Consider the following 26,980-nt stretch of genomic DNA (forward strand, 5'->3'; position numbering starts at 1 on the left):
GTCATCGGCCCGTTAAGTGTAGTGCCCCGCCACACCTTCGCCCGTGAGAGATATTCTTAAAGTGAATGCTGCTTTCTGTTTCATCACGTGGTAATAGTGAAACACTGTTGTGAAAAGCTGAGTAAAACTCCATGCCTGAAAACGCCGCCGAACCGGCGCTAAGTGGATTGCGCCTCAATCTGCGGATTTTGTCCGTCGTTATGTTTAACTTCGCCAGTTATCTCACCATTGGCCTGCCGCTGGCGGTACTTCCCGGCTATGTCCATGATGTGATGGGCTATAGCGCGTTTTGGGCCGGCCTGGTGATTAGCCTGCAATACTTCGCAACGCTGCTAAGCCGACCGCATGCCGGGCGCTATGCCGACCTGCTGGGGCCGAAAAAAGTAGTGATCTTCGGTTTGTGCGGCGCGTTTCTCAGCGGGCTGAGCTATTTGCTGGCGGGCGTTGGCGGTAGTGTTGGCGTGTTAGGCCTGATATTGCTTTGTCTGGGGCGCGTCATTTTAGGCATCGGCCAGAGTTTCGCCGGAACCGGCGCGACGCTCTGGGGCGTGGGTGTGGTCGGGTCGATACATATCGGGCGGGTGATCTCGTGGAACGGTATTGCCACCTATGGTGCGATGGCAATCGGCGCACCGCTCGGTGTGGTCTGTTATCAGTACGGCGGGCTGCATGGGCTCTCGCTGACCATTATGGGTGTGGCCCTGCTGGCAATATTACTGGCGCTGCCGCGTGCGGCGGTGAAAGCCAGCAAAGGCAAGCCGCTGCCGTTTCGCGCCGTGTTGGGACGCGTCTGGTTGTACGGGATGGCGCTGGCGCTGGGTACTACCGGTTTTGGCGTCATCGCCACCTTTATTACCCTCTATTACGATGCGAAAGGCTGGGAGGATGCGGCGTTCGCTCTCACCCTTTTTAGCTGCGCCTTTGTTGGCGCGCGCCTGTTGTTCCCGAATGGGATTAATCGCTTCGGCGGTTTAAATGTGGCGATGCTCTGTTTTGTGGTCGAAACCCTTGGGCTGGTGCTGGTTGGCATGGCGGTGGAACCGTGGATGGCGAAGCTCGGCGTGTTCCTTGCCGGTGCCGGTTTCTCGCTGGTTTTCCCGGCGCTGGGCGTCGTGGCGGTCAAAGCGGTGCCGCAGCATAACCAGGGTTCTGCACTGGCGACGTACACGGTGTTTATGGATTTATCGCTGGGGATAACCGGGCCGCTGGCAGGATTGCTGATGGCGTGGGCAGGGGTTTCGGCTATCTATTTCGCCGCCGCAGGCCTGGTGGCGATTGCCTTACTGCTGGTCTGGCGGCTGAAGTACCAGCCGGTGGTGGTAGCTGAATAGTAAAAAGGGAACCTTCAGGTTCCCTTTTCATGTTTTGGGCGGGCTTATTTCACCACGATGGTGTTGATAATGTTTTCCGCCGTGGTTTGCGCCTGCTGCTGGTTGTCCGCTGGCAGCGTGACCTGGATGGTCAGCAGTTTGTCGTCAACTTTACCCAGCACCACAGAAGACCATGCCGTCTGGCCTTTGGCGGAGATGATGCTGTCAAGCTGTTGCAGTTTCTGGCCTTTCAGTTCGATGGATTTGTTGGTGACCACCTGCAACTGCGGGTCGCGGCTGCGCTGTTGTTCTTCAAGACGTTTTGCCAGCGCGCTTAACTCTTCTGTCGTGTTGTCGCCGACAATCACAATTACCGCTTTCTGACCGGTGGCATCGGAATAGACGTGCATATTATTGGACTGGGTGCCCAGTTTGCCGCTCTGATCGGTCATATCCGCAGGCAGCGAGAAGCTGAGTTTGCCGTCGAGCAGGGTTACCGGTTGACCGTTGACGTTGCTTTCAGCGGCAGCACCCTGAACAGGTTTTTTGCTGTCGCTGTTATCACAGGCAGCCAGCCCAACAACCAGCAGGCCGATACCGACATATTTCACCAGATTGCGCATTGACTTCTTCCTTTCAATAAACAGCCATAACGGCCCATCGGCGCATCTTATCACATCTGATAAGCCGTACCTTTAACTCGCCTGCAACGCGCTAATTTCAGATTTGTCTGCCAGTCTTTTCAGCAACATATTCAATAACACACCGTACATCGGCAGGAAGAACGCGATGCTGATAAGCACTTTGAAGCTGTAATCCACCAGTGCGATTTCCGTCCAGTGCTGCGCCATAAAGGCATCCGGGCTGCGCCAGAAAGCGATAAAGAAAAAGGCGATGGTGTCGCTGGCGTTACCAAACACGGTGGATGCGGCAGGCGCGAGCCACCAGCGGCGGTTCTGGCGCAGGCGGTTAAAGACATGCACATCGAGAATTTGTCCCAGCGCGTAAGCCATAAAGCTGGCGGTGGCGATACGGGCGACAAATAAATTGAAATGCGCCAGCGCGCCGAAACCCTGCCAGCTACCCATGTAGAACAGCGAGGAGATAACGTAAGAAGCAAGCAGCGCGGGCACCATCACCGCGAAGATGATTCGCCGGGCTAACGGCGCGCCGAAAATACGCACGGTTAAGTCCGTTGCCAGGAAGATAAACGGGAAGCTAAATGCGCCCCAGGTGGTATGGAAACCAAAGATAGAAACCGGCAGTTGCACCAGATAGTTACTGGAGATAATCACCAACAGGTGAAAAAGCGAAAGCCAGACCAGCGCCTTCATGCGCTGCGCGTTTGAAAAGTGCGTCATATTGTGACCTTTTTGGTAAATGGGGTGAGGGAACCCAGTACTTTTTATGCTCTGACAAGCAGAGCCGCCGCATGATACTGCAATCGGAGTGGGATGCAATGGTTAATTTTAGCGCAATCGTTAACCTAGCTTGCGTCACAAAAAAGGCGGCGTAAACTAATGCGGTTTTTTCCCTTGCGAGATGAAGATGACCGATCCGTTTTCCACCGCCGACCATACGCTGGATGCTCAGGGCTTACGCTGCCCGGAGCCGGTGATGATGGTGCGCAAAACCGTACGCAATATGCAAATCGGCGAAACGTTGCTGATTATCGCCGACGATCCGGCAACCACCCGCGATATTCCCGGCTTTTGCCGTTTTATGGAACACGAGCTGGTTGCCGGGCAAACCGAGTCTTTGCCGTATCGCTATGTCGTGCGTAAAAACCATTAATCTTTAGTACGCAACAGGCGCAGCGCGTTGGCGGTTACCAGCACCGTTGCGCCCGTATCTGCCAGCACCGCCAGCCACAGCCCGGTAATTCCCAGCAGCGTTGTCACCAGAAAAATCGCTTTCAGGCCGAGTGCCATAGCGATGTTTTGGCGAATATTGCTGTGCGTGGCGCGCGCCAGGCGAATCATCTGCCCCAGGCCAGTCAGCCGGTTATGCGTGAGCGCGGCGTCGGCGGTTTCCAGCGCGACATCCGTTCCGCTCCCCATCGCGATACCGATGGTTGCAGCTTTCATCGCGGGCGCATCGTTAATGCCATCGCCAACCATCGCCAGCGGTGCTTGCTGGTTGAGCGTGCGTACCGCATCGACTTTATCTTCCGGCAGCAAGCCGGCGCGAAAATCCAGCCCCAGTTCACCGGCAATCGCTGCTGCGGCGCGTGGGTTGTCGCCGGTAAGGATCACGCCCTGTACGCCAAGCGCATGCAGAGCGGCAACGGCTTCTTTGGCGTCGTCGCGCAGCGTGTCCTGTAAGCCAATTGTACCGATAACCTCGCCGCTACGCTGCACCACCACCACGGTTTGCCCACGGCTTTCCTGCTGCGCAATTTGTGCCAGTACGGTGTCGTGCAGCGCGCCTTGCGGCAGTTTATCCGGCGCGCTGATCAGTACCTGTTGCCCGTTAATCGTCGCCTCGATGCCTTTGCCTGCCAGCGCGCGCTGCCCTTGCGCCTCCGGAATCACCAGCGCACGTCGTTGTGCTTCCTGCACAATGGCCAGCGCCAATGGGTGGGTGGAACCCTGCTCGATAGTGGCACTGAGCGCCAGCAATTCCGCTTCTTCTGTACCGGCTAATGGTGTGATCGCGGCGACCTGCGGTTTGCCGACGGTCAGCGTGCCGGTTTTATCAAACGCCACCTGGCGAATACCGCCAAGTTGCTCTAATGCCGCGCCACCTTTAATCAGCGCACCGCGACGTGCCGCTGCCGCAAGGCCAGAAGTGATCGCCGCCGGCGTGGAGATAACCAGCGCACACGGACAACCAATCAGCAGCAAAGCCAGCCCTTTGTAGATCCACGCAAGCCAGGGCTGCGCAAATAAAAGCGGTGGAACAATGGCGACCAGCAACGCCACGGCCATGATAGCCGGGGTATAAATACGACTGAAACGGTCGATGAAACGCTCAATCGGCGCGCGGCGCTCTTCTGCTTCTTCAATCAGTTTCAGAATGCGGTCAATCGCGCTTTCACCCGGTTTAGAAACCACTTCAAGCTGCACCAGACGGTCAACGCTGGTGGCACCTGCCGGAACACTTTCACCTTCTGCGCGCTCAACCGGCACCGATTCGCCCGTTAACGCGCTTTCGTCAAAGCTGGCAAACGGCGAGACCAGCCGACCATCCGCAGGCAAGCGCCCGCCCGCCGGGACTTCAATCACATCGCCCGGTTGCAGATCGCTTGCCGCGACACGCTGGCGCTCACCGTTGCGCAGACGTGTTGCGGTATCCGGTTTTAACGCCATTAAGGCGCTGACACCGCGCCGCGCACGGCTGGCGGCCCAGCCTTCAAGGCGCTCGCCAATTAAAAACAGCAGCAGCACCATCGCCGCTTCCGCCGTCGCACCAATAAACAGCGCGCCGATCGCCGCCACGCTCATTAAGGTTTCGATGGCGAACCAACTGCCGCTTTTCATTAGGCGCAGCGCCTGGCGGGCAATCGGCCACAGCCCGACCAGCGTGGTGGCGATAAATGCCATCTGGCCGAATGGATGGTTGACCTGTTCCAGCCCCCAACTGAGCGCCATCATCACGATCAAGAGGAGAAGCGGCAGGTTTTCGCGCAGCCGTGAAGTTTCTGGCGCTGGTTCGTTTTCACTGCGCAGTTGATACCCGGCCTGTTGTACGGCGCGCTCTACGCGCTCACGCACATCATCTTGCGCAATGACGATAAGTTTTTCGGTGGCAAAGGCGACCTGAACCTGACCGACGCCTTCGACCTGGCGCACTGCGTTTTCCACTTTGCGGGCGCAGGCGGCGCAATCCATACCGTCAACCTGCCAGCTATAGCGTTCGCCTTCGGCGGAAATTTCGGGTGTTTCGCGCGCTTCGCAGTGGCTGTCAGCGCAGCAGGATGTCGCCTTTTCTTCGATTGGGCGCAGCTTAACCGCCGCGAATTGCGGGGCTTTTTTCAACTCAGGCGATGAAGTGGGGGTTGGCATGGCATCCTCCGGTGAATGATAATTTTCTCATTAACCGGAGTATGCACTCTGGAGTCGACTCCAGAGTCAAGCCTTTTAAATATACAGCGAGCGGACAATCAAAAAGTGCCCGGCAAAATAGCAGGCGGAGGCGATGGCGTTATCGGCGCTAAAGCGTTTGCGGTAGTGGCTGCCTAACCAGACCACATTGCCGAGCAGCAGCAGCGATGCGCCAACGAAAGCCGACAGTGCCGGGCTGGTCGGGCGGAAAAACCACAGCTCGCCAGCCAGCCACACCATCACCAGCGTCATGGCGATAAAGGTACATACCGCCATGCGCAACTCTTCGAGGCGCGACCAGATCACCGCCACCAGCAACGCGCCGATAATCAGCAACGCCACCGGTAGCGGCCAGAAGAACGAAAGCGTCATCTGGCTGGCGAAGTAGATGGTATAGAGCAAATGTGCGAGGAAAAACGCGCCGATGGCATAGAGCAATTTTTGCCGCGGCAACAGCGTGAGCGCATCCCCGACTAGCGAGGCACACAGACCCGCCAGCACCAGGTAGCTAATGGCATCGAACATGGGCGCTTGCCAGGCCAGTAACAGCAGCAGTAAGAGCGTAACGGGTTTAAAAACCCAGCGCTGCCAGACCGGGCCACGATACGAAGCGTCGACATATAGCCAGGCGGAAAGGCAGACAGCAATAAATGACCACAGCATAATTAAGTCCCTGTATCTGTTATTGTTGCGTAAATCTCTCTTACTCAGTGTAGTGGCGGGAAAAGGAGGATGACAACGCTATTTCCGCCGCGATAAGCTCAATTCCGCTTTTTCCGACAGGTATTCGCCATGAGTAAACCACCGCTTTTTTTCATTGTCGTCATTGGATTGATTGTGGTTTTTGCCTCTTTCCGCTTTGTACAGCAGCGGCGCGAAAAAGCCGAAAACGATAGTGCGCCGCAGCAGCAAAAAAGTGTGGTGGTGTGCAACAAGCGGGAAAAACCGCTTAATCCGCGCCGTTCGCGCCAGCAACAGGTGACGCCCGCAGGAACCGCCATGCGTTATGAAGTGAGTTTTAAACCGCAAACCGGCGGGGCGGAGATGCGTTTTCGTCTGGATGAGCAGCAATATAATGCGTTGACGGTGGGCGACAGAGGGGTGCTGCGTTATCAGGGCTCGCGTTTTGTGGACTTTACGCCGGAAGCGGCCCGGTAAGCATGACGCCACCGGGCGGTGGGGTTATTTCTTCTCTTTTAATTTCTTCTGCCAGATGAGCAGCTCAAACACGCCGAAGAGAAAAACACGGATCTGCTCCGCTTTACTCATTTGTGGGCCGTCTTTCGGCAGTGCCGTTTTCAGCATGGTGGCTTGCAGCGCATGCATAAAAACGGTGAAGACAAGCGCTACGTTAACGAAAATATTCAGCGGGCGCGGAAAAGGCTTAATCAGGTTCAGGATCAGAAACGCCCAGATGCAGAGCATCAACAGACGCCCAAGGTTAATCAACAGCGGCATGCTTCTCTCCTTGCGCTTCGCGGTGATACAAACGATATGCTACCTGCCCGGCGACTTTTTCCCGATGCAGTTGCCAGTGAGCGGGTACGGGCGGTAATCCATTTTCAACTTCGCTTTCGATATAGACCAGCGCGTCATCGGCGAGCCAGCCGTTGTTTTCCAGCAGGCGCACGGTATCTTCCAGCATACCTTTACGAAACGGTGGATCGATAAACGCAATATTATGCGGCGTGCCGGGATTGGCTAAAAACGTCAGCGTGTTGGTGTTGACCACTTTCGCGTTGGCAGCTTTTAACGTGGCCAGGTTTTGTTGTAACTGCTGGGCGACACTGCGCTCCATTTCCAGCAAGGTTGCGCTGGCGGCATAGCGCGAGAGCGCTTCCAGCCCCAGCGCACCGCTGCCGGCGAAGCAATCGAGACAGTGGGCGTCTACCATTGACGGTGCCAGCCAGTTGAATAAAGTTTCACGCACGCGATCGGTGGTCGGGCGCAGGCCGGGGCTATCCGGAACCGGTAATTTACGGCCCCGCCACTGGCCGCCAATAATGCGTATCTGGCCGGTGGCGGCACGGGTAGGTTTCTTCATGGTTATCGCTTTGCTCATCATTTCGACCTGCTATTCTAGCGGTCTGTCGAATGACGTTAAACCCTAATCCTCAAGCCGTGATGCAAGTTGAGGAAAGTGGTAGACTATCCGACTAATTAACAAATGTTTTCAGTCCCGGCCGTGCAGACGGGCTGCGCCATGAACAACAGCGAGGAGTGTGGTCGCCAATGGCAAATGAGAAGAAACGTGGCTTTTTTTCCTGGCTTGGCCTTGGGCAGAAAGAGAAGGCTGAAGAGGCGCAAACCGAACAGCAACCTGTAGCTGAGCAGCCAGTTGAAGAAACCCCGGTTGCCGAGCCAGCAGCCGACAGCGAAAAATTCGCCGAAGAAGTTGTCGAAGTCAGCGAGCAACTGGTGCACGAAGAGGCGTCGACGGAAGCTGTCATCGAAGAAAGCCCGGCGGTTATCGAACATGAAGAACTGCCGCTGCCGGAAGAGATTGCGGAGCAGGAGATCGGTGCTGACGAGTGGCAGGCGGAAGCTGAACGGCTGGAAGAAGACGATGTTCCGCTAAGCGACGAAGAGCTCGACGCGCAAGCGCTGGCCGCCGAAGCGGCGGAAGAAGCGCTGGTTGTCGTGCCGGTTGAAGAATCCGTTCAGGAGCAGGAAAAACCGACCAAAGAAGGTTTCTTCGCGCGCCTGAAGCGCAGCCTGCTTAAAACAAAAGAAAACCTCGGTTCCGGATTTATCAGTCTGTTCCGTGGCAAAAAGATCGACGATGATCTGTTTGAAGAACTGGAAGAGCAGTTGCTGATTGCCGATGTTGGTGTGGAAACCACGCGCAAAATCATCACCAATCTGACGGAAGGCGCGAGCCGCAAGCAGTTACGCGACGCGGAAGCACTTTATGGTTTGCTGAAAGATGAGATGAGCGAAATCCTCGCCAAAGTGGATGAGCCGCTTAACATCGAAGGCAAAACCCCGTTTGTGATTTTGATGGTTGGCGTTAACGGCGTGGGTAAAACCACCACCATCGGTAAACTGGCGCGCCAGTTTGAGCAGCAAGGGAAATCGGTGATGCTGGCGGCGGGTGATACCTTCCGTGCCGCTGCCGTTGAGCAGCTTCAGGTATGGGGCCAGCGCAACGATATCCCGGTGATTGCCCAGCATACCGGCGCGGATTCCGCTTCGGTGATTTTCGATGCCATCCAGGCGGCGAAAGCGCGCCATGTGGATGTGTTGATTGCCGATACCGCAGGTCGCTTGCAGAACAAAGCGCACTTGATGGAAGAGCTGAAGAAAATTGTCCGCGTAATGAAGAAGCTGGACGAAGACGCGCCGCATGAAGTGATGCTGACGATTGATGCCAGCACCGGGCAAAATGCCATTAGCCAGGCCAAACTGTTCCACGAGGCTGTCGGCTTAACCGGCATTACGCTGACCAAGCTTGATGGCACCGCCAAGGGCGGCGTTATTTTCTCGGTGGCGGATCAGTTTGGCATTCCTATCCGCTACATTGGCGTCGGCGAACGTATTGAGGATTTACGTCCGTTTAATGCGGGCGATTTTATAGAGGCACTTTTTGCCCGAGAGGATTAACAATGATTCGCTTTGAACACGTCAGCAAAGCCTATCTCGGTGGGAGACAAGCGCTGCAGGGGGTGACTTTTCACCTGCAGCAGGGCGAGATGGCCTTTCTGACCGGGCATTCTGGTGCGGGGAAAAGTACCCTGCTGAAGCTGATTTGTGGGATTGAGCGGCCAAGCGCCGGGAAAATCCTCTTCGGCGGCCATGATATTACCCGTTTGAAAAACCGGGAAGTGCCGTTTTTGCGTCGTCAAATCGGGATGATTTTCCAGGATCACCACCTGCTGATGGACAGAACCGTGTTCGATAACGTGGCGATCCCGCTGATTATCGCGGGTGCCAGCGGCGATGATATTCGTCGTCGTGTTTCGGCGGCGCTGGATAAAGTCGGGCTGCTCGACAAAGCGAAAAGCTTCCCGATCCAGCTCTCCGGCGGTGAACAACAGCGCGTGGGGATTGCCCGCGCAGTGGTGAACAAACCGGCCGTGCTGCTGGCGGATGAACCGACTGGTAACCTGGATGAAGCGCTGTCTGAAGGGATTTTACGTCTGTTTGAAGAATTTAACCGCGTAGGGGTAACGGTGCTGATGGCAACGCACGATATCGGGCTGATTTCCCGTCGTTCGTACCGCATGCTGAGCCTGAGCGACGGTCATTTGCATGGAGGCCTGGCGGGTGAATAAGCGCGATGCACTAAACCACATTCGGCAGTTTGGCAGCAAATTAGACCGTTTTCGCAAATCGTCTGCGTCCTCCAGCGAGGGTAATCGCAATGCGCCGCGTCGCGGCAAAGCGCCAGTTAAAGCGCCTTCGCGTAAGAGTAACGTTTTTAACGAGCAAGTACGCTACGCCTGGCACGGTGCGTTGCAGGATCTGAAAAGCAAACCCCTGGCGACGTTCCTGACGGTGATGGTCATTGCCATCTCCCTGACGTTGCCCAGCGTCTGTTACATGGTCTACAAAAACGTTAATCAGGCGGCGTCGCAGTACTATCCATCGCCGCAGATCACCGTCTATTTCGATAAAGCGCTGGATGACAACGCGGCGCAGCAAGTAGTGGGGCAACTCCAGTCCGAACAGGGCGTAGAAAAAGTGAATTACCTGTCGCGTGAAGATGCGCTGGGCGAGTTCCGTAACTGGTCCGGGTTTGGCGGCGCGCTGGATATGCTCGAAGAGAACCCGCTGCCCGCCGTGGCGGTGGTGGTACCGAAACTCGATTTTCAGAGTACGGATTCGCTGAACACATTGCGTGACCGCATTTCCCGCATTCAGGGTATTGATGAAGTGCGCATGGATGACAGCTGGTTTGCGCGGCTGGCGTCGCTGACTGGCCTGGTCGGGCGTGTGGCGGCCATGATTGGTGTGCTGATGGTTGCGGCTGTGTTTTTGGTCATCGGCAATAGCGTGCGGCTGAGCATTTTCGCCCGCCGCGATACCATCAACGTGCAGAAACTGATTGGTGCGACAGATGGTTTTATCCTGCGCCCGTTCTTGTATGGCGGCGCGTTGCTCGGTTTCTCCGGCGCGTTTTTATCGCTGATCCTGTCGGAAATCCTGGTGATGCGCTTGTCGTCGGCGGTGACGGAAGTGGCGAAAGTGTTCGGCACGCAGTTTGAGCTTAGCGGGCTGTCGTTTGACGAGTGCTTGCTGCTGCTGCTGGTGTGTTCGATGATTGGCTGGATTGCCGCCTGGCTGGCAACGGTTCAACATTTACGTCACTTTACTCCGGACTAAAGAATCTCTGGTATACTCCTTCCCTGCACGTGAAGTATTCCCGTAGCAGGGAAGAAGCGTAATACCCCTTCTGAGGTTCCTTGCTCCGGTTTATCATCCTGATGTCACATTTTGTGCGTAATTTATTCACAGACCTACAAGGAACTTGTGGATAAAATCACTGTCTGATAAAAATGTGAATGCTATTCTCGTTGCTCAAAAGCGCTGGCATGTTTGTTGCCTGATGGGGACAGACCGCCGCCAGCTGATAAGTGAATTGAGAGGATTTGAATGACCAAAGAAATGCAAACTTTAGCTTTAGCCCCTGTTGGTAACCTGGAATCTTACGTCCGGGCTGCGAACGCATGGCCGATGTTGACGGCTGATGAAGAGCGGGCACTGGCTGAAAAGCTGCATTACCAGGGCGATCTGGAAGCAGCGAAAAAGCTGATTCTGTCTCACCTGCGCTTTGTTGTTCATATTGCTCGTAACTATTCGGGCTATGGTCTGCCGCAGGCGGATCTCATCCAGGAAGGTAACATTGGCCTGATGAAAGCCGTGCGTCGCTTTAACCCGGAAGTGGGTGTGCGCCTGGTCTCTTTCGCCGTGCACTGGATCAAAGCTGAGATCCACGAGTATGTGCTGCGCAACTGGCGTATCGTGAAAGTCGCGACCACCAAAGCTCAGCGTAAGCTGTTCTTTAACCTGCGCAAAGCTAAACAACGTCTTGGCTGGTTTAACCAGGACGAAGTGGAAATGGTCGCACGTGAACTGGGCGTGACCAGCAAAGACGTGCGTGAAATGGAGTCGCGTATGGCGGCGCAGGACATGACGTTTGATATGTCTTCCGATGACGACGCGCACGACAGCCAGCCGATGGCACCGGTGCTCTATCTGCAGGATAAATCATCCAACTTTGCCGATGGCATTGAAGATGATAACTGGGAAGAGCAGGCGGCCAATAAGCTGACCGATGCGATGCAGGGGCTCGACGAGCGCAGCCAGCAGATCATCCGTGCCCGTTGGCTGGACGAAGATAACAAGACTACTTTGCAGGAGCTGGCCGATCGCTACGGCGTGTCCGCTGAGCGTGTGCGTCAGCTTGAAAAGAACGCAATGAAAAAACTGCGCGCCGCTATCGAAGCGTAAGCGTATTGCAGTGAATAAGCCGGGTCGGCGCAAGTCTTACCCGGCTTTTTATTATCTGAATTATCCCGCCACCACCACTCTCACATCATCACGCGTTCATTCGGCTTCTGTCACAACGCGGCAGAAAAGCTGTCCTGTCGGTGTCCCTGCGCTTGCGCGAGACTGAGTAAAACATCGCTTTATCAAAGGCGCTATATACTTGGTAAGCGGGCATACACAGACAGGGGGCAATCAAGGTGAAGAACAACGAATTGAATCAGCGCCGTTTACAGGCGACGCCGCGCGGCATTGGGGTGATGTGCGGTTTTTACGCCGAAAAAGCGGAAAACGCGACGCTGTGGGATGTAGAAGGGAACGAAGTGATCGACTTTGCCGCCGGGATCGCGGTGCTTAACACCGGACATCGGCATCCAAAAGTAATGGCAGCGGTAGAAAAACAGTTGCAGGCATTTACCCATACCGCTTATCAGATTGTTCCTTACGAAAGCTATGTCTCGCTGGCGGAGCGTATTAACGAACGCGTGCCGGTTGCTGGCCCGGCAAAAACAGCGTTTTTCTCCACTGGCGCAGAAGCGGTGGAAAACGCCGTTAAAATTGCCCGCGCCTATACCAAACGCCCCGGAATTATCACCTTTGGCGGCGGTTTCCACGGTCGCACCTTTATGACCATGGCGCTCACCGGCAAAGTCGCGCCGTATAAAATTGGTTTCGGCCCCTTCCCCGGTTCGATTTACCACGCCCAGTATCCCAACGCGCTGCACGGTGTGAGCACTGACGAGGCGCTGAAAAGCCTGGAACGTATTTTTAAAGCGGATATCGCGCCGGATCAGGTGGCCGCCATTCTGCTGGAACCCGTACAAGGCGAGGGCGGTTTTAACGTCGCACCGAATGATTTTATGCAGGCGCTGCGCACGTTGTGCGATAGCCACGGTATTCTGCTGATCGTTGACGAAGTGCAGAGCGGTTTTGCCCGCACCGGTAAGCTCTTTGCCAGCGAATATTACGATGTGAAACCGGATTTAATCACCATGGCGAAAAGTCTTGCCGGTGGTTTGCCGCTTTCGGCGGTGGCCGGGCGTGCGGAGGTGATGGATGCGCCTGCACCGGGTGGTTTGGGCGGCACTTATGCGGGCAATCCGCTCGCTATCGCGGCGGCACATGCGGTGCTGGACGTGATTGAAGAAGAAAATCTCTGCGAACGGGCGAACCATCTGGGTCAACATCTGGTGGAAGTGCTGAACCGCGCAAAAGCGCAATGCCCCTATATCGCTGATATCCGTGCACAGGGCTCCATGGTGGCGGTGGAATTTAACGATCCGCAAACCGGCGCGCCATCTGCTGAATTTACTAAACAGGTGCAGGAAAAAGCGCTGGCGGACGGGCTGCTGTTGCTGAGCTGCGGGGTTTACGGCAACGTTATTCGCTTCCTCTACCCGTTAACCATTCCGGAAGTTCAGTTCCGCAAGGCGCTGGATATTCTCTCCCAGTCGCTGACGGATTAATTATTCAGCCGCCTGATGGGCGGCTTTCTCATTTTCTGTCATCGGTCTGTCGTACAACCTTCAAAATTGTTATTCCATATTCCGAAAAATGGGGTATGTTTTAGCAGAGTATGCTGCTCAGGCATCGGCAGAACGGTTAAAAACTACTATCATATTCTTTGCTTATGACAATAAGCGAAATAATGTGCCACACAACAACATCACAACAAATGCAATAACCATAACAATGGGGAAACTCAGGATGAAAATGAAGGGCAAAGCGTTACTGGCAGGATGTATTGCGTTAGCAATGAGCAACGTGGCATTCGCCAAAGATATCAAAGTTGCCGTTGTCGGGGCGATGTCCGGTCCGGTTGCGCAGTACGGTGACCAGGAGTTTACCGGTGCGGAACAGGCTATCGCCGATATTAATGCCAAAGGCGGGATTAAAGGCGACAAACTGGTTGCGGTAAAATATGACGATGCCTGTGACCCGAAACAAGCGGTGGCGGTCGCCAACAAAGTGGTCAATGACGGCATTAAATACGTTATCGGTCACCTCTGCTCCTCTTCTACCCAGCCGGCGTCTGATATCTACGAAGACGAAGGCATTCTGATGATCACGCCTGCGGCGACGGCGCCTGAGCTGACCGCGCGTGGTTACAAACTGACGCTGCGCACCACCGGTCTGGATTCCGACCAGGGCCCGACCGCAGCGAAATACATTCTGGAGAAAGTGAAGCCGCAGCGCATCGCCGTTATCCATGACAAACAGCAGTACGGTGAAGGCCTGGCGCGTGCAGTGCAGGACGGGCTGAAAAAAGGCGGCGCGAACGTGGTGTTCTTTGACGGTATCACTGCCGGCGAGAAAGACTTCTCTACGCTGGTTGCGCGCCTGAAAAAAGAGAACATCGATTTTGTTTACTACGGCGGTTACCACCCGGAAATGGGGCAGATCCTGCGTCAGTCTCGCGCAGCTGGTCTGAAAACCCAGTTTATGGGACCGGAAGGCGTGGCGAACGTTTCCCTGTCTAACATCGCCGGTGAATCCGCAGAAGGTATGCTGGTCACCAAACCGAAAAACTATGATCAGGTTCCAGCGAACAAACCGATTGTGGATGCGATCAAAGCGAAGAAACAGGATCCAAGCGGCGCGTTTGTATGGACCACTTACGCCGCGCTGCAATCCCTTGCTGCAGGCCTGGGTCAGTCCGCCGATCCGGCGGCTATCGCAACTTATCTGAAAGGCCACTCAGTGGATACCGTAATGGGGCCGCTGTCCTGGGATGAGAAGGGCGATCTGAAAGGCTTTGAGTTCGGTGTGTTTACCTGGCATGCGAACGGTACAGCGACTGACGCGAAGTGATTTTCTAAGCTAACTGTCGTCTTTCGCGCCGCAGTCCCCGGTCACTTACTTTAGTCAGTTTCCGGGGATGAGCGAATTTTCCGCCTTCCTGCGATGCGAAAGTCCAGGTCAGCATTAATTAATAAGGCCGGGTTACCAGGGGTAATCCGGCCTTTTTGCTGTTTTACCAGAACCAACGTAAGCCTGATAAGCGTAACGCCAGCAGGCACATCCGCAGCGCGGGCTTTATCGTTTTTCCCAGCCGTTTTCCTGCGCGGTAAATCCCAGTCGTTGGGTGAAAGCCGCCATTACGCCCCGGTCTTCGACGCCGATATCGGCTATCCACCAGCTGGTGATCGACGGGTTATCGCGCATCACTTCTTCCACCAGATATTGCCCCACGCCGCGACGACGAGTGATATCGCGCACGCGCAGGGAATCCAGCGCCCCTTCGACGCCAAGTAGCGTCACGCGAACGGCAGCCAACAGACGGTCATTAAAACGCGCGGCGTAGATACGGTGAGTGTCATCCACGTCAAGAGATGCAGAGGAGTATTCCGGCCAGACTTTCGCTAAATCAATATGATCCTGTTCGGTGAAGGTCACCAGTCGGACGATAGTCAATTTCATGTACAGCTTGTCCAAAATGCAAAACATTGTGTGAGTGTAATCAATTTCGCATGGCAGGGTTCGATCGTTTTTTATTTTTCATCCGACAGGTGAATAATTTTGCCGCAGCAGTTGGCGTAGTGTTAAACATTGGAGATCGAAAAACAGGCAGGATTTTAACCTAACTGGTAGCGTTTTATTCCGCTTTATATGCCGTTATTTTATGCTGGTGTCGGGGCTTTTTTTGTTTATCTCAGAAGAAATACAGAATATTATCTCTGCTTAATAGCCTGAAAAATAGAGGATTTAGTCTGGTTTTTGCTAAAAAACTGCGCTAAACCATTAAAGGCACTGGTAAAAATAGCGTTGTGCATTAAAAGTACAGAATGCTTTTTAACCATAATAAAACAAAATTATTACACGAATAATTCAGGCAACAGCAAACCAACGTTCCGGCTGCCTGAGGCAGGAAGTGTAAACACGACATCACGAATGGGGATTTACAACAATGAAAAGGAACGCGAAGACATTAATCGCGGGGATAGTAGCACTTGCGATGTCTCACGCGGCCATGGCGAAGGATATTAAGGTAGCGGTTGTCGGTGCGATGTCCGGTCCGGTTGCCCAGTGGGGCGATATGGAGTTCAACGGTGCGCGCCAGGCTATCCACGATATTAACGCTAAGGGCGGGATCAAGGGCGACAAACTGGTCGCCGTGGAATATGACGACGCCTGTGACCCAAAACAAGCCGTTGCCGTGGCGAATAAAATCGTCAATGACGGTGTGAAATATGTAATTGGCCATCTTTGCTCATCATCAACACAGCCCGCATCAGATATCTATGAAGACGAAGGCATCCTGATGATCACGCCCGGCGCGACCAACCCGGAGCTGACGCAACGCGGCTATCAACACATTATGCGTACCGCCGGGCTGGACTCCTCGCAGGGGCCAACCGCCGCGAAGTACATCCTGAACACCGTGAAACCGCAGCGTATTGCCATCATTCACGATAAGCAGCAGTACGGCGAAGGCCTTGCACGCTCCGTGCAGGAAGGGCTAAAAGCAGGCGGCGCGAATGTGGTGTTCTTTGACGGTATCACCGCCGGTGAGAAGGATTTTTCTGCGCTGGTGGCGCGTCTGCAAAAAGAAAATATCAACTTCGTCTACTACGGTGGTTACTACCCGGAGATGGGACAAATCCTGCGCCAGGCGCGCGCCAGCGGTCTGAAAACCCAATTTATGGGACCGGAAGGCGTGGGCAACGCCTCGCTGTCAAATATCGCGGGGACTGCGGCAGAAGGCATGCTGGTGACGATGCCGAAGCGTTATGACCAGGATCCGGCGAACCAGAGCATTGTCGAAGCGCTGAAAGCCGAGAAGAAAGATCCGAGCGGTCCGTATGTGTGGATCACCTACGCCGCCGTGCAATCGCTGGCCACCGCGCTGGAGCGCACCGGCAGCAGTGAGCCGCTGGCGCTGATTAAAGATTTAAAAGCCAACGGGGCTAAAACCGTGATTGGGCCGCTGAACTGGGATGAAAAAGGCGATCTGAAAGGATTTGAATTCGGTGTCTTCCAATGGCACGCCGATGGTTCGTCGTCCGTGGCGAAATAACTGTCATCCCTCTCCTGGGGCGCAATGTTTCGGGAGATTTTAGAAGGTTACGTTATGTCCGAGCAGTTTCTCTACTTCTTGCAGCAGATGTTTAACGGCGTCACGCTGGGAAGCACCTATGCATTGATCGCCATTGGTTACACCATGGTTTATGGCATTATCGGCATGATCAACTTTGCCCATGGCGAGGTCTATATGATCGGCAGTTATGTCTCCTTTATGATCATCGCCGCGCTGATGATGATGGGTATCGATTCCAGCTGGCTGCTGGTCGCGGCCGGTTTCGTCGGTGCCATTATCATTGCCAGCGCTTACGGCTGGAGTATCGAGCGGGTGGCGTATCGCCCGGTGCGCAGCTCCAAGCGCCTGATTGCGCTGATTTCCGCCATCGGCATGTCTATCTTCCTGCAAAACTACGTCAGCCTGACCGAAGGTTCCCGTGATGTGGCGCTACCCAGCCTGTTTAACGGCCAGTGGGTTGTCGGCAGCAGTGAACACTTCTCGGCAAGCATCACCACCATGCAGCTGGTTATCTGGATTGTGACGTTTGTGGCTATGCTGGCGCTTACGCTGTTCATCCGCTACTCCCGCATGGGGCGCGCCTGCCGCGCCTGTGCGGAAGACCTGAAAATGGCAAGCCTGTTGGGTATAAACACTGACCGGGTTATCGCGTTGACCTTTGTGATTGGCGCAGCGATGGCGGCGGTTGCGGGCGTACTGCTTGGTCAATTCTATGGCGTTATCAACCCGTATATCGGTTTTATGGCCGGGATGAAAGCGTTTACCGCTGCGGTGCTGGGCGGAATCGGTAGCATTCCAGGCGCAATGATCGGCGGCCTGATTCTGGGTGTCGCAGAATCTCTCTCTTCGGCGTATCTGAGCACCGAATACAAAGATGTGGTGTCGTTCGCGCTGTTGATTGTGGTGCTGCTGGTAATGCCGACCGGCATCCTCGGCCGCCCGGAGGTTGAAAAAGTATGAAACCGATGCATTTTGCGCTGGCGCTGCTGTCGGCGGCGATGTTTTTCGTGCTGGCGAGCGTCTTTATGGGCGTTCAACTGGAGCTGAACGGCACCAAACTGGTGGTTGATACTGCGGCGGATATTCGCTGGCAGTGGATCTTCATCGGCACGGCGGTGGTGTTTTTCTTCCAGTTGTTGCGGCCTGTATTCCAGAAAAGCCTGAAGGGCGTTTCCGGGCCGAAATTCGTGCTGCCGGCGATTGATGGCTCTACGCTTAAACAGAAGTTGTTCCTGTTGGCGCTGCTGGTGATTGCAGTGGCGTGGCCGTTTGTCGTTTCACGCGGCACGGTGGATATCGCCACCATGACGATGATCTATATCATCCTCGGCCTCGGGCTGAACGTGGTGGTCGGGCTTTCCGGTTTGCTGGTGCTGGGTTACGGCGGTTTTTACGCCATCGGCGCGTACACCTTTGCGCTGCTCAACCACTATTACGGCCTCGGTTTCTGGACGTGCCTGCCGCTGGCGGGGCTGGTTTCCGCTGCCGCGGGTTTCCTGCTGGGCTTCCCGGTGCTGCGTCTGCGCGGTGATTATCTGGCGATTGTGACGCTGGGCTTCGGCGAAATCGTCCGTATCTTGTTGTTGAACAACACCGAAATCACCGGTGGCCCGAACGGCATCAGCCAGATCCCCAAACCGACCCTGTTCGGTCTGGAGTTCAGCCGTACCGCTCGTGAAGGTGGCTGGGATACGTTCAGCAACTTCTTCCATGTTGAATACGACCCCAGTGACCGCGTGGTGTTCCTCTACCTGGTTGCGCTGCTGCTGGTGGTACTGACGCTGTTTGTGATTAACCGTCTGCTGCGTATGCCGCTGGGGCGCGCGTGGGAAGCGCTGCGCGAAGATGAAATCGCCTGCCGCTCGCTCGGCCTGAACCCGACTCGCATTAAGCTGACGGCCTTTACCATCAGCGCCGCGTTCGCCGGTTTTGCCGGTACACTGTTTGCCGCGCGCCAGGGCTTTGTCAGCCCGGAATCGTTCACTTTCGCCGAATCGGCGTTTGTGCTGGCAATTGTGGTGCTGGGCGGTATGGGGTCGCAGTTCGCGGTGATCCTCGCGGCTATCCTGCTGGTGGTTTCCCGCGAGTTGATGCGTGACTTTAATGAATACAGCATGTTGATGCTGGGTGGTTTGATGGTACTGATGATGATCTGGCGCCCGCAAGGCTTGCTGCCGATGACCCGTCCTCAGTTGAAATTAAAAAACGGGCAAGCGAAAGGAGAGCAGGCATGAGTCAGCCACTGTTATCCGTAAACGGTTTGATGATGCGCTTTGGCGGTCTGCTGGCTGTCAACAATGTGTCGTTAGAGCTGCGCCCGCAGGAGATCGTTTCGCTGATTGGCCCGAACGGCGCGGGCAAAACCACGGTGTTTAACTGCCTGACCGGTTTCTATAAACCGACGGGCGGCACCATTATGCTGCGTGATCAGCACCTGGAAGGGCTGCCGGGACAGCAAATCGCCCGTATGGGCGTGGTGCGGACTTTCCAGCATGTGCGTCTGTTTCGCGAAATGACGGTGATTGAAAACCTGCTGGTAGGACAGCATCAGCAGCTCAAAACCGGGGTTTTCTCCGGTCTGTTGAAAACACCGGCGTTTCGCCGCGCGCAGAGTGAAGCGCTGGATCGCGCCGCAACCTGGCTGGATCGCATTGGTTTGTTAGCGCACGCAAACCGCCAGGCCAGCAACCTCGCTTATGGTGATCAGCGCCGTCTGGAGATTGTGCGCTGCATGGTGACGCAGCCGGAAATCCTGATGCTTGATGAACCAGCCGCCGGTCTGAACCCGAAAGAGACCAAAGAGCTGGACGAGCTGATTGTCGAACTGCGTAACCATCACAACACCACCATCCTGCTGATTGAGCATGATATGAAGCTGGTGATGGGCATTTCCGACCGGATTTATGTGGTGAACCAGGGCACGCCGCTGGCGAACGGGACGCCGGAAGAGATTCGTAACAATCCGGACGTGATCCGCGCATACCTGGGTGAGGCATAAGATGGAAAACGCGATGTTATCTTTTGACAAAGTTAGCGCTCACTACGGCAAAATCCAGGCACTGCATGATGTCAGCCTGCATATTAACCAGGGCGAGATCGTGACGCTGATTGGTGCCAACGGCGCGGGGAAAACCACGCTGCTTGGCACGCTGTGCGGCGATCCGCGCGCCAGCAGCGGGCGCATTGTGTTTGATGGCAAAGATATTACCGACTGGCAGACCGCGAAAATTATGCGCGAAGCCGTGGCAATTGTGCCGGAAGGCCGCCGCGTCTTTTCACGCATGACCGTGGAAGAGAACCTGGCGATGGGCGGTTTTTTCGCCGACCGCGAGCAGTATCAGACGCGTATTCAAAGGGTTTATGAACTGTTTCCGCGCCTGCACGAGCGCCGCATTCAGCGCGCTGGCACCATGTCCGGCGGCGAGCAGCAGATGCTGGCGATTGGGCGCGCGCTGATGAGCCAGCCGCGTTTGTTACTGCTCGATGAACCTTCGCTGGGTCTTGCGCCGATCATTATTCAGCAAATCTTCGACACCATTGAGCAACTGCGCAAAGAAGGAATGACCATCTTCCTGGTGGAGCAGAACGCTAACCAGGCGCTGAAGCTCGCCGATCGCGGGTATGTACTGGAAAACGGCCATGTAGTGCTGGAAGACACCGGCGACGCGTTACTGGCGAACGAAGCGGTGCGCAGCGCTTACCTTGGCGGGTAACTTGTTGATGTAATAGCATTTAAACCGGTCTCGCAAGGGCCGGTTTTTTGTCTTAAAAACGTTTTCCTGCGATGCGACCAGACGGCTTGATGGGATATGATGCGGGTGGCGCTTGAGGCTTTTTGCCTCATGACGGTAAAAAGTTGTGCGGCAGAAAGAAGAAAGCCCCGAAGGTCATTTTTCAATTAACCAACGAGGCCTGTCTATATGCTAGTCACATGTAGAGTAGCCTCTTACCCGCCGAAAGGCAAGGAGCCGCAGGCTATGAAGCTACCACAAGGAACCCTTATCTGGTGCGTGTTTATCATGTGTTTCACACTGCTGATATTCACTTTTCTGACACGGAAATCGCTGTGCGAAATTCGTTACAAAGATGGGTTCCGCGAGGTCGCGGCTTTCATGGCTTACGAATCCGGTAAGTAGCAACCTGGAGGCAGGGAGAAATCCCTGCCTTTTCAGGGGAAACGGTGATGTGTATACCTCTTAGCGCCTTTACAAAGGGCTTCTCTGTTTAACAGGGAAGCCCTTTTTCCTTTCAAAAACGCGACGGCACCACCCATTAACCGCCATTTTTCCTTCACCGTACCATCATCCTGGCGACATTTTCCTGACGCCCGGCTGTCATCTACTTGTAATTAAATGGTTATTTTTCTGTAATTCGAGCATGTCATGTTACCTCGCGAGCATAAAAACGCGTGAAATCGCGCATCCGCATAACAAGAGAGAGCACAATGACAACGTTACGACATACAGCTTTGGGTCTGGCGATGGGGTTAGTCTTTGCAGGCAACGCCATGGCGGTAACCACCATTCCGTTCTGGCATTCGATGGAAGGGGAGTTAGGTAAAGAAGTTGACTCCCTGGCGCAACGTTTCAATGACACCCACCCGGATTACAAAATCGTACCGATCTATAAAGGCAACTACGAGCAGAGCCTGAGCGCGGGTATCGCGGCCTTCCGTACCGGTAATGCACCGGCGATTTTGCAGGTTTATGAAGTCGGTACCGCCACCATGATGGCGTCTAAAGCGATCAAACCGGTATATCAGGTGTTTAAAGACGCGGGCATCAACTTTGATGAAAGCCAGTTTGTGCCGACCGTTGCGGGTTACTACACCGATTCTAAAACGGGTCATTTGCTCTCTCAGCCGTTCAACAGCTCTACACCCGTGCTGTATTACAACAAAGATGCCTTTAAAAAAGCGGGTCTGAACCCGGATCAGCCGCCGAAAACCTGGCAGGATCTGGCTGAGTACACCGCTAAGCTGAAAGCTGCCGGGATGAAATGCGGTTACGCCAGCGGGTGGCAGGGTTGGATCCAGATTGAAAACTTCAGCGCCTGGCATGGTCTGCCGGTTGCTACCAAAAACAACGGCTTTGATGGTACCGACGCGGTACTGGAGTTCAACAAGCCGGAGCAGGTAAAACACATCGCCATGCTGGAAGAGCTGAACAAAAAAGGCGACTTCAGCTACTTCGGGCGTAAAGATGAATCCACTGAGAAGTTCTATAACGGCGACTGCGCCATTACTACTGCCTCTTCTGGTTCGCTGGCGGATATTCGCCATTACGCCAAATTCAATTATGGCGTTGGCATGATGCCGTATGACGCAACCGTGAAAGGTGCGCCGCAGAACGCCATCATTGGTGGTGCAAGCCTGTGGGTAATGCAGGGTAAAGACAATGCCACTTACAAAGGCGTTGCCCAGTTCCTCGACTTCCTGGCGAAACCGGAAAACGCAGCGGAATGGCACCAGAAAACCGGCTATCTGCCGATCACTACCGCAGCGTACGATCTGACGCGTAAAGAGGGTTTTTATGACAAGAACCCGGGCGCAGATATCGCTACGCGTCAGATGCTGAACAAGCCGCCGTTGGCATTCACCAAAGGTCTGCGTCTGGGCAACATGCCGCAGATCCGTACCATTGTTGATGAAGAGCTGGAAAGCGTGTGGACCGGTAAGAAAACTCCGCAACAGGCGCTCGATTCCGCCGTTGAGCGTGGTAACCAGCTGCTGCGTCGCTTCGAACAGTCAACCAAGTCTTGATGTAGCGCTTTGCCGGGGAAGATGCACTTACCCGGCAGACAAACACGGCCTACTTAACGGTAGGCCGTTGCTATCCGGCCTATCTGAAAAGAGTTGCTTATGTCCTCATCTCGTCCGGTGTTTCGTTCGCGCTGGCTCCCGTACCTGTTAGTTGCACCGCAACTGGCGATCACCATTATTTTCTTTATCTGGCCAGCGGCTGAAGCGCTGTGGTATTCGGTACAAAGTGTCGATCCGTTCGGCCTCTCCAGCCAGTTTGTCGGGCTGGATAATTTTGTCGCGCTGTTTCACGACAGCTATTATCTGGATTCCTTCTGGACCACCATGCGTTTTAGCGCGTGGGTAACGTTCAGCGGCCTGCTGGTCTCACTGTTCTTCGCCGCGCTGGTGGACAACGTAGTGCGCGGCAGCCGCATTTATCAAACGCTGATGCTGTTGCCCTACGCCGTTGCACCAGCGGTTGCCGCTGTGCTGTGGATTTTTCTCTTTAATCCCGGTCGTGGCTTGCTTACCCATTTCCTGGCGCAGTTTGGCTATGACTGGAACCATGCGCAAAACAGCGGTCAGGCAATGTTCCTCGTGGTTTTTGCTTCGGTATGGAAGCAGATCAGCTACAACTTCCTGTTTTTCTTTGCCGCCTTGCAGTCGATTCCGCGTTCCCTGGTCGAAGCTGCCGCCATTGACGGTGCCGGGCCGATCCGCCGCTTCTTTAAATTGTCGCTGCCGCTGATTGCGCCGGTCAGTTTCTTCCTGCTGGTGGTTAACCTGGTGTACGCCTTTTTCGACACCTTCCCGGTGATCGACGCCGCGACAGCAGGCGGGCCGGTTCAGGCGACGACAACACTGATTTATAAAATTTACCGCGAAGGTTTCGCCGGGCTGGATCTCTCCGCGTCTGCAGCGCAGTCGGTAGTGCTGATGTTTCTGGTGATCGTGCTGACGGTAGTTCAGTTCCGCTATGTAGAAAGTAAGGTGCGCTACCAATGATTGAGAATCGCCCCGGGCTGACGTTATTCAGCCATATCATGCTTATTCTCGGGATTGCGGTGGTGCTGTTTCCACTGTATGTCGCTTTTGTAACGGCGACGCTGGATATCAACGCCGTTTACGACACGCCAATGACGCTTGTCCCCGGCACCCATTTGTGGGAGAACCTGCGCAACATCTGGGTCAACGGTATTGGCGCGAATAGCGCACCGTTTTGGTTGATGCTGACCAACAGCTTCATCATGGCGTTTGTCATCACCGTCGGCAAAATCGCCGTATCGATGCTCTCGGCCTTCGCCATTGTCTGGTTCCGCTTTCCGCTGCGTAACCTCTTCTTCTGGATGATTTTCTGCACGCTGATGCTGCCGGTTGAAGTGCGTATTTTCCCAACGGTGGAAGTGATAGCGAACCTGAAAATGCTCGACAGTTATACCGGTTTGACGCTGCCGCTAATGGCCTCTGCAACAGCAACGTTTTTGTTCCGCCAGTTCTTTATGACCTTGCCGGACGAGTTAATGGAAGCCGCGCGAATTGATGGCGCATCGCCAATGCGTTTTTTCTGCGACATCGTGTTGCCGCTGTCAAAAACCAACCTCGCGGCGCTGTTCGTCATCACCTTTATCTACGGCTGGAACCAGTATTTGTGGCCGCTTCTGATCATCAGCGACGTCAATCTTGGCACCGCCGTGGCGGGGGTAAAAAGCATGATTGCCAGCGGTGAAAGCACCACGCAATGGAACCAGGTCATGGCAGCTATGTTGCTGACGTTGATCCCCCCGGTCGTTATCGTTTTAGCCATGCAGCGCGCGTTTGTGCGTGGCCTGGTCGACAGTGAGAAGTAGGTTGTATCCCTTGATTGTGCGTGACGTCGACGCTGAGCCGAAACCGCGTAATCAAGGCGGAGGATGATGGACATAGTGGGCCTATGTCCAAATCCGACAACGCAGAGTACGCGGTTTCGGCACGCGTCCCGAAGGGCTGGGGCCATTTTTGCCCAAAGCTTCGTTACTCGCGTTTTATTTGGGCCCACCAAACTTCGCCGCTCGCGCCTTGCCTTGGGCAAAAATGACCGCCAGCGACGTTCACGAACAATCAAGAGATGCAACCTTATATGGCAGGATTAAAATTACAAGCGGTCACCAAGAGTTGGGACAGCGGCAAAACCCAGGTGATTCAGCCGCTGACGCTGGATGTCGCCGATGGCGAGTTTATTGTGATGGTTGGCCCCTCTGGCTGCGGTAAATCAACGCTGCTGCGTATGGTCGCAGGTCTGGAGCGCGTAACCAGCGGGGATATCTGGATTGATACTCAGCGCGTTACCGAGATGGAACCCAAAGATCGCGGTATCGCGATGGTGTTCCAGAACTATGCGCTCTACCCGCACATGAGTGTGGAAGAGAACATGGCGTGGGGACTGAAAATTCGCGGCATGGGCAAAGAGCATATCGCCGGGCGTGTCGCGGAAGCGGCGCGTATTCTTGAATTAGAGGGCCTGTTAAAACGCCGCCCGCGCGAACTCTCTGGCGGCCAGCGCCAGCGTGTGGCGATGGGCCGTGCGATTGTCCGCGATCCGGCGGTGTTTCTCTTCGATGAACCGCTTTCCAACCTTGACGCCAAGCTGCGTGTGCAAATGCGCCTTGAGCTGCAACAACTGCATCGTCGTCTGAACACCACTTCGCTGTATGTTACTCACGATCAGGTGGAAGCCATGACGCTGGCGCAGCGCGTGCTGGTGATGAATAAAGGCGTGGCGGAGCAAATCGGTACGCCGGTTGAGGTGTATGAAAAACCCGCCAGCCGCTTTGTGGCGAGCTTTATCGGTAGCCCGGCGATGAACCTGCTTGATGGTCGTATCAGCAGCGCTGGGACGCACTTTGAGCTGGAGAGCGGCATGGCGCTGCCGATCAACTGGTACTATCGCGGGTATGCAGGCCGCAAGATGACGCTGGGTATCCGCCCGGAACATATTGCGCTAAGCTCACAGGCCGCAGGCGGTGTACCGCTGGTGATGGACACGCTGGAGATCCTTGGCGCGGATAACTTAGCGCATGGTCGCTGGGGCGAACAGAAACTGGTAGTGCGTTTGTCGCATCAGGATCGTCCGACGGCGGGCAGCACGTTGTGGCTCCATCTGCCGGAAAATCACCTGCACTTATTTGATGGCGAAACAGGACAACGAGTATGAGCAACTGGCCATATCCCCACATTGTCGCCCATCGTGGCGGCGGTAAACTGGCACCAGAAAACACACTGGCCGCCATTGATGTTGGCGCGCGTTACGGGCATACGATGATCGAGTTCGATGCCAAACTGTCGAAAGATGGGCAGATTTTCCTGCTGCATGACGACAATCTGGAGCGTACCAGTAACGGCTGGGGTGTCGCGGGCGAACTGGCGTGGAACGATCTGCTAAAAGTGGATGCCGGTGGCTGGTTCAGCGGTGAATTCAAAGGCGAACCGCTGCCGCTGCTCTCCCAGGTGGCTGAGCGCTGCCGCCAGCACGGCATGATGGCGAATATCGAAATTAAACCGACCACCGGCACCGGGCCGCTGACCGGGAAAGTGGTGGCGCTGGCCGCGCACGAATTATGGGCCGGGATGACACCGCCGCTGCTTTCATCGTTTGAAATTGACGCGCTGGAAGCGGCGCAGCAAGCCGCGCCGGAACTGCCGCGCGGCTTGCTGCTCGATGAGTGGCGTGATGACTGGCAGGCGCTCACCGAGCGGCTGGGCTGCGTGTCGATCCATCTGAACCATAAACTGCTGGATGAAGCCCGCGTGCGTATGCTACGCGATGCGGGCTTGCGCATCCTGGTCTATACCGTCAATCAGCCCGCACGGGCGGCGGAACTGCTGCGCTGGGGCGTTGACTGCATCTGCACCGATAAAATCGACGATATCGGGCCGCACTTCCAGTACTAAGGTGTTGTCGACGGCGACGTGCTTTGCAGCATGTCGCCGTTTTGCGTTTGCGGCAGCATATGTTGCTGCGTCATACCGCTGCTAGTTGTTCCCCCGCTGAGCATCCCGGGGCCGTTGTTGGGGAGCACTTGCTGGCCGCCGGGATTGAGCTCCCCCGGCTGCGCCTGCCTTACCCGTTGGGAATTGTTGTTCATCTGCGTCTGTAATTGTTGCTGTTGCAGCTGGGTTTGCGTCTGCATCTGCTGTTTCAGCATTCCTTGATGTTGCTGCTGCTGGTTGAGCATCTGCGTCTGCATCCGCTGCTGGCTTGGGATCACATACCCCGGCTGGTGCGGATCATTGGTGGTGTTTAATGGCTGCGCGAAGGCACTAAAGGGCAGCAGTGCCGCCAGAATCAGTAATCGTTTCATCGTTTGTCCTCCATTGA

The 26,980-nt window shown here is 55.2% G+C and carries 28 protein-coding genes and 1 pseudogene; 21 read left to right on the plus strand and 8 right to left on the minus strand.

Annotation, left to right across the window (positions count from 1 at the left end):
* Positions 1 to 131 precede the first annotated feature (131 nt).
* Positions 132 to 1,331: an MFS transporter gene (locus C813_RS24295; protein WP_017459587.1), complete on the plus strand. Its 1,200-nt coding sequence runs from the start codon at positions 132 to 134 to the stop codon at positions 1,329 to 1,331.
* Between the two features lie 44 nt (positions 1,332 to 1,375).
* On the opposite strand, the gene C813_RS24300 is transcribed toward C813_RS24295, so the two are convergent.
* Together C813_RS24300 and C813_RS24305 are read right to left on the minus strand one after the other, a co-directional pair.
* Complete coding sequence (locus C813_RS24300) at positions 1,376 to 1,933, minus strand: DcrB family lipoprotein (RefSeq protein ID WP_017459586.1); 558 nt, start codon at positions 1,931 to 1,933, stop codon at positions 1,376 to 1,378.
* Between the two features lie 72 nt (positions 1,934 to 2,005).
* Positions 2,006 to 2,671 carry a 7-cyano-7-deazaguanine/7-aminomethyl-7-deazaguanine transporter gene (locus tag C813_RS24305; protein WP_017459585.1) on the minus strand — a complete coding sequence of 222 codons (666 nt, stop codon included), beginning with the start codon at positions 2,669 to 2,671 and terminating at the stop codon, positions 2,006 to 2,008.
* 187 nt (positions 2,672 to 2,858) lie between these two features.
* Here C813_RS24305 and tusA point away from each other — a divergent pair, with 187 nt between their 5' ends.
* Positions 2,859 to 3,104 carry a sulfurtransferase TusA gene (tusA, locus tag C813_RS24310; RefSeq protein ID WP_025263810.1) on the plus strand — a complete coding sequence of 82 codons (246 nt, stop codon included), beginning with the start codon at positions 2,859 to 2,861 and terminating at the stop codon, positions 3,102 to 3,104.
* Here tusA and zntA read toward each other — a convergent pair.
* The gene (zntA, locus tag C813_RS24315) at positions 3,101 to 5,317 is read right to left on the minus strand and encodes a Zn(II)/Cd(II)/Pb(II) translocating P-type ATPase ZntA (protein ID WP_017459583.1); all 2,217 of its coding nucleotides are present in this window, start codon (positions 5,315 to 5,317) and stop codon (positions 3,101 to 3,103) included. The genes tusA and zntA overlap by 4 nt on opposite strands.
* 75 nt (positions 5,318 to 5,392) lie before the next feature.
* A complete protein-coding gene (locus C813_RS24320; RefSeq protein ID WP_017459582.1) occupies positions 5,393 to 6,019 on the minus strand; it encodes a lysoplasmalogenase in 627 nt (208 codons plus the stop codon).
* 129 nt (positions 6,020 to 6,148) lie between these two features.
* Here C813_RS24320 and C813_RS24325 point away from each other — a divergent pair, with 129 nt between their 5' ends.
* Positions 6,149 to 6,514 carry a DUF2500 domain-containing protein gene (locus C813_RS24325; protein ID WP_017459581.1) on the plus strand — a complete coding sequence of 122 codons (366 nt, stop codon included), beginning with the start codon at positions 6,149 to 6,151 and terminating at the stop codon, positions 6,512 to 6,514.
* Positions 6,515 to 6,538: 24 nt separating this feature from the next.
* Here the strand turns inward: C813_RS24325 and C813_RS24330 are convergent, their stop codons facing one another.
* Both C813_RS24330 and rsmD read right to left on the minus strand, forming a co-directional pair.
* Positions 6,539 to 6,808 (minus strand): DUF1145 family protein, encoded by a 270-nt coding sequence (locus tag C813_RS24330; RefSeq protein ID WP_025263811.1) that lies wholly within the window; start codon positions 6,806 to 6,808, stop codon positions 6,539 to 6,541.
* Positions 6,798 to 7,400 carry a 16S rRNA (guanine(966)-N(2))-methyltransferase gene (rsmD, locus tag C813_RS24335; protein WP_025263812.1) on the minus strand — a complete coding sequence of 201 codons (603 nt, stop codon included), beginning with the start codon at positions 7,398 to 7,400 and terminating at the stop codon, positions 6,798 to 6,800. The genes C813_RS24330 and rsmD overlap by 11 nt, the downstream gene beginning before the upstream one ends.
* A 188-nt stretch (positions 7,401 to 7,588) precedes the next feature.
* Between rsmD and ftsY the strand changes: the two genes are divergently transcribed.
* From ftsY to C813_RS24365, 6 genes are all read left to right on the plus strand, one after another.
* Positions 7,589 to 8,959 (plus strand): signal recognition particle-docking protein FtsY, encoded by a 1,371-nt coding sequence (gene ftsY / locus C813_RS24340; protein WP_017459578.1) that lies wholly within the window; start codon positions 7,589 to 7,591, stop codon positions 8,957 to 8,959.
* A 2-nt stretch (positions 8,960 to 8,961) separates the two neighbouring features.
* Positions 8,962 to 9,630, plus strand: a complete 669-nt coding sequence (gene ftsE, locus C813_RS24345; protein ID WP_017459577.1) for a cell division ATP-binding protein FtsE — start codon at positions 8,962 to 8,964, stop codon at positions 9,628 to 9,630.
* The gene (gene ftsX / locus C813_RS24350; protein ID WP_017459576.1) at positions 9,623 to 10,681 is read left to right on the plus strand and encodes a permease-like cell division protein FtsX; all 1,059 of its coding nucleotides are present in this window, start codon (positions 9,623 to 9,625) and stop codon (positions 10,679 to 10,681) included. The genes ftsE and ftsX overlap by 8 nt, the downstream gene beginning before the upstream one ends.
* Positions 10,682 to 10,951: 270 nt before the next feature.
* Positions 10,952 to 11,809 (plus strand): RNA polymerase sigma factor RpoH, encoded by an 858-nt coding sequence (gene rpoH, locus C813_RS24355; protein WP_017459575.1) that lies wholly within the window; start codon positions 10,952 to 10,954, stop codon positions 11,807 to 11,809.
* Positions 11,810 to 12,045: 236 nt separating this feature from the next.
* Entirely contained in the window at positions 12,046 to 13,311 is a 1,266-nt protein-coding gene (locus tag C813_RS24360; protein WP_017459574.1) for a 4-aminobutyrate--2-oxoglutarate transaminase, read from the plus strand.
* 241 nt (positions 13,312 to 13,552) lie between these two features.
* Complete coding sequence (locus C813_RS24365; RefSeq protein ID WP_017459573.1) at positions 13,553 to 14,656, plus strand: branched-chain amino acid ABC transporter substrate-binding protein; 1,104 nt, start codon at positions 13,553 to 13,555, stop codon at positions 14,654 to 14,656.
* 225 nt (positions 14,657 to 14,881) lie between these two features.
* Here the strand turns inward: C813_RS24365 and panM are convergent, their stop codons facing one another.
* A complete protein-coding gene (panM, locus tag C813_RS24370; RefSeq protein WP_025263814.1) occupies positions 14,882 to 15,265 on the minus strand; it encodes an aspartate 1-decarboxylase autocleavage activator PanM in 384 nt (127 codons plus the stop codon).
* Positions 15,266 to 15,752: 487 nt separating this feature from the next.
* Here panM and livK point away from each other — a divergent pair, with 487 nt between their 5' ends.
* The 12 genes and pseudogenes from livK (at position 15,753) to ugpQ (ending at position 26,553) form a co-directional block, all read left to right on the plus strand.
* Positions 15,753 to 16,862 (plus strand): high-affinity branched-chain amino acid ABC transporter substrate-binding protein LivK, encoded by a 1,110-nt coding sequence (gene livK / locus C813_RS24375; RefSeq protein WP_017459571.1) that lies wholly within the window; start codon positions 15,753 to 15,755, stop codon positions 16,860 to 16,862.
* Between the two features lie 54 nt (positions 16,863 to 16,916).
* Complete coding sequence (livH, locus tag C813_RS24380) at positions 16,917 to 17,843, plus strand: high-affinity branched-chain amino acid ABC transporter permease LivH (RefSeq protein ID WP_017459570.1); 927 nt, start codon at positions 16,917 to 16,919, stop codon at positions 17,841 to 17,843.
* Positions 17,840 to 19,117, plus strand: a complete 1,278-nt coding sequence (locus tag C813_RS24385; RefSeq protein WP_017459569.1) for a high-affinity branched-chain amino acid ABC transporter permease LivM — start codon at positions 17,840 to 17,842, stop codon at positions 19,115 to 19,117. Before livH ends, C813_RS24385 begins: the two co-directional genes overlap by 4 nt.
* A complete protein-coding gene (gene livG, locus C813_RS24390) occupies positions 19,114 to 19,881 on the plus strand; it encodes a high-affinity branched-chain amino acid ABC transporter ATP-binding protein LivG (protein ID WP_017459568.1) in 768 nt (255 codons plus the stop codon). The genes C813_RS24385 and livG overlap by 4 nt, the downstream gene beginning before the upstream one ends.
* Position 19,882: 1 nt before the next feature.
* The gene (gene livF / locus C813_RS24395; protein ID WP_017459567.1) at positions 19,883 to 20,596 is read left to right on the plus strand and encodes a high-affinity branched-chain amino acid ABC transporter ATP-binding protein LivF; all 714 of its coding nucleotides are present in this window, start codon (positions 19,883 to 19,885) and stop codon (positions 20,594 to 20,596) included.
* 287 nt (positions 20,597 to 20,883) lie between these two features.
* Positions 20,884 to 20,952, plus strand: a pseudogene (locus tag C813_RS47450) (DUF5431 family protein); the annotation flags it as partial.
* Complete coding sequence (locus C813_RS47455) at positions 20,921 to 21,019, plus strand: Hok/Gef family protein (RefSeq protein WP_238593054.1); 99 nt, start codon at positions 20,921 to 20,923, stop codon at positions 21,017 to 21,019. The pseudogene C813_RS47450 and the gene C813_RS47455, both read left to right, overlap by 32 nt.
* A gap of 308 nt (positions 21,020 to 21,327) precedes the next feature.
* Positions 21,328 to 22,644 (plus strand): sn-glycerol-3-phosphate ABC transporter substrate-binding protein UgpB, encoded by a 1,317-nt coding sequence (ugpB, locus tag C813_RS24405; RefSeq protein ID WP_017459565.1) that lies wholly within the window; start codon positions 21,328 to 21,330, stop codon positions 22,642 to 22,644.
* Positions 22,645 to 22,743: 99 nt separating this feature from the next.
* Positions 22,744 to 23,631 (plus strand): sn-glycerol-3-phosphate ABC transporter permease UgpA, encoded by an 888-nt coding sequence (gene ugpA, locus C813_RS24410; RefSeq protein ID WP_017459564.1) that lies wholly within the window; start codon positions 22,744 to 22,746, stop codon positions 23,629 to 23,631.
* The gene (gene ugpE / locus C813_RS24415) at positions 23,628 to 24,473 is read left to right on the plus strand and encodes a sn-glycerol-3-phosphate ABC transporter permease UgpE (RefSeq protein WP_017459563.1); all 846 of its coding nucleotides are present in this window, start codon (positions 23,628 to 23,630) and stop codon (positions 24,471 to 24,473) included. Before ugpA ends, ugpE begins: the two co-directional genes overlap by 4 nt.
* Positions 24,474 to 24,742: 269 nt before the next feature.
* Positions 24,743 to 25,816 carry a sn-glycerol-3-phosphate import ATP-binding protein UgpC gene (locus C813_RS24420; RefSeq protein WP_017459562.1) on the plus strand — a complete coding sequence of 358 codons (1,074 nt, stop codon included), beginning with the start codon at positions 24,743 to 24,745 and terminating at the stop codon, positions 25,814 to 25,816.
* A complete protein-coding gene (gene ugpQ / locus C813_RS24425) occupies positions 25,813 to 26,553 on the plus strand; it encodes a glycerophosphodiester phosphodiesterase (RefSeq protein ID WP_017459561.1) in 741 nt (246 codons plus the stop codon). The genes C813_RS24420 and ugpQ overlap by 4 nt, the downstream gene beginning before the upstream one ends.
* Here the strand turns inward: ugpQ and C813_RS24430 are convergent.
* Positions 26,550 to 26,963: a DUF2756 family protein gene (locus C813_RS24430; protein ID WP_017459560.1), complete on the minus strand. Its 414-nt coding sequence runs from the start codon at positions 26,961 to 26,963 to the stop codon at positions 26,550 to 26,552. The two genes, ugpQ and C813_RS24430, sit on opposite strands and share 4 nt — an antisense overlap.
* Positions 26,964 to 26,980 lie beyond the last annotated feature (17 nt).

It is taken from the genome of Kosakonia sacchari SP1 (assembly GCF_000300455.3).
Taxonomy (GTDB): domain Bacteria; phylum Pseudomonadota; class Gammaproteobacteria; order Enterobacterales; family Enterobacteriaceae; genus Kosakonia; species Kosakonia sacchari.

Bases quoted from the DNA above. Each gene is read 5' to 3' on its own strand.
- C813_RS24295 (WP_017459587.1), top strand. From the start codon at position 132: ATGCCTGAAAACGCCGCCGAACCGGCGCTAAGTGGATTGCGCCTCAAT.
- C813_RS24300 (WP_017459586.1), bottom strand. From the start codon at position 1,933: ATGCGCAATCTGGTGAAATATGTCGGTATCGGCCTGCTGGTTGTTGGG.
- C813_RS24305 (WP_017459585.1), bottom strand. From the start codon at position 2,671: ATGACGCACTTTTCAAACGCGCAGCGCATGAAGGCGCTGGTCTGGCTT.
- tusA (WP_025263810.1), top strand. From the start codon at position 2,859: ATGACCGATCCGTTTTCCACCGCCGACCATACGCTGGATGCTCAGGGC.
- zntA (WP_017459583.1), bottom strand. From the start codon at position 5,317: ATGCCAACCCCCACTTCATCGCCTGAGTTGAAAAAAGCCCCGCAATTC.
- C813_RS24320 (WP_017459582.1), bottom strand. From the start codon at position 6,019: ATGCTGTGGTCATTTATTGCTGTCTGCCTTTCCGCCTGGCTATATGTC.
- C813_RS24325 (WP_017459581.1), top strand. From the start codon at position 6,149: ATGAGTAAACCACCGCTTTTTTTCATTGTCGTCATTGGATTGATTGTG.
- rsmD (WP_025263812.1), bottom strand. From the start codon at position 7,400: ATGAAGAAACCTACCCGTGCCGCCACCGGCCAGATACGCATTATTGGC.
- ftsY (WP_017459578.1), top strand. From the start codon at position 7,589: ATGGCAAATGAGAAGAAACGTGGCTTTTTTTCCTGGCTTGGCCTTGGG.
- ftsE (WP_017459577.1), top strand. From the start codon at position 8,962: ATGATTCGCTTTGAACACGTCAGCAAAGCCTATCTCGGTGGGAGACAA.
- rpoH (WP_017459575.1), top strand. From the start codon at position 10,952: ATGACCAAAGAAATGCAAACTTTAGCTTTAGCCCCTGTTGGTAACCTG.
- C813_RS24365 (WP_017459573.1), top strand. From the start codon at position 13,553: ATGAAAATGAAGGGCAAAGCGTTACTGGCAGGATGTATTGCGTTAGCA.
- panM (WP_025263814.1), bottom strand. From the start codon at position 15,265: ATGAAATTGACTATCGTCCGACTGGTGACCTTCACCGAACAGGATCAT.
- livK (WP_017459571.1), top strand. From the start codon at position 15,753: ATGAAAAGGAACGCGAAGACATTAATCGCGGGGATAGTAGCACTTGCG.
- livH (WP_017459570.1), top strand. From the start codon at position 16,917: ATGTCCGAGCAGTTTCTCTACTTCTTGCAGCAGATGTTTAACGGCGTC.
- C813_RS24385 (WP_017459569.1), top strand. From the start codon at position 17,840: ATGAAACCGATGCATTTTGCGCTGGCGCTGCTGTCGGCGGCGATGTTT.
- livG (WP_017459568.1), top strand. From the start codon at position 19,114: ATGAGTCAGCCACTGTTATCCGTAAACGGTTTGATGATGCGCTTTGGC.
- livF (WP_017459567.1), top strand. From the start codon at position 19,883: ATGGAAAACGCGATGTTATCTTTTGACAAAGTTAGCGCTCACTACGGC.
- ugpB (WP_017459565.1), top strand. From the start codon at position 21,328: ATGACAACGTTACGACATACAGCTTTGGGTCTGGCGATGGGGTTAGTC.
- ugpA (WP_017459564.1), top strand. From the start codon at position 22,744: ATGTCCTCATCTCGTCCGGTGTTTCGTTCGCGCTGGCTCCCGTACCTG.
- ugpE (WP_017459563.1), top strand. From the start codon at position 23,628: ATGATTGAGAATCGCCCCGGGCTGACGTTATTCAGCCATATCATGCTT.
- C813_RS24420 (WP_017459562.1), top strand. From the start codon at position 24,743: ATGGCAGGATTAAAATTACAAGCGGTCACCAAGAGTTGGGACAGCGGC.
- ugpQ (WP_017459561.1), top strand. From the start codon at position 25,813: ATGAGCAACTGGCCATATCCCCACATTGTCGCCCATCGTGGCGGCGGT.
- C813_RS24430 (WP_017459560.1), bottom strand. From the start codon at position 26,963: ATGAAACGATTACTGATTCTGGCGGCACTGCTGCCCTTTAGTGCCTTC.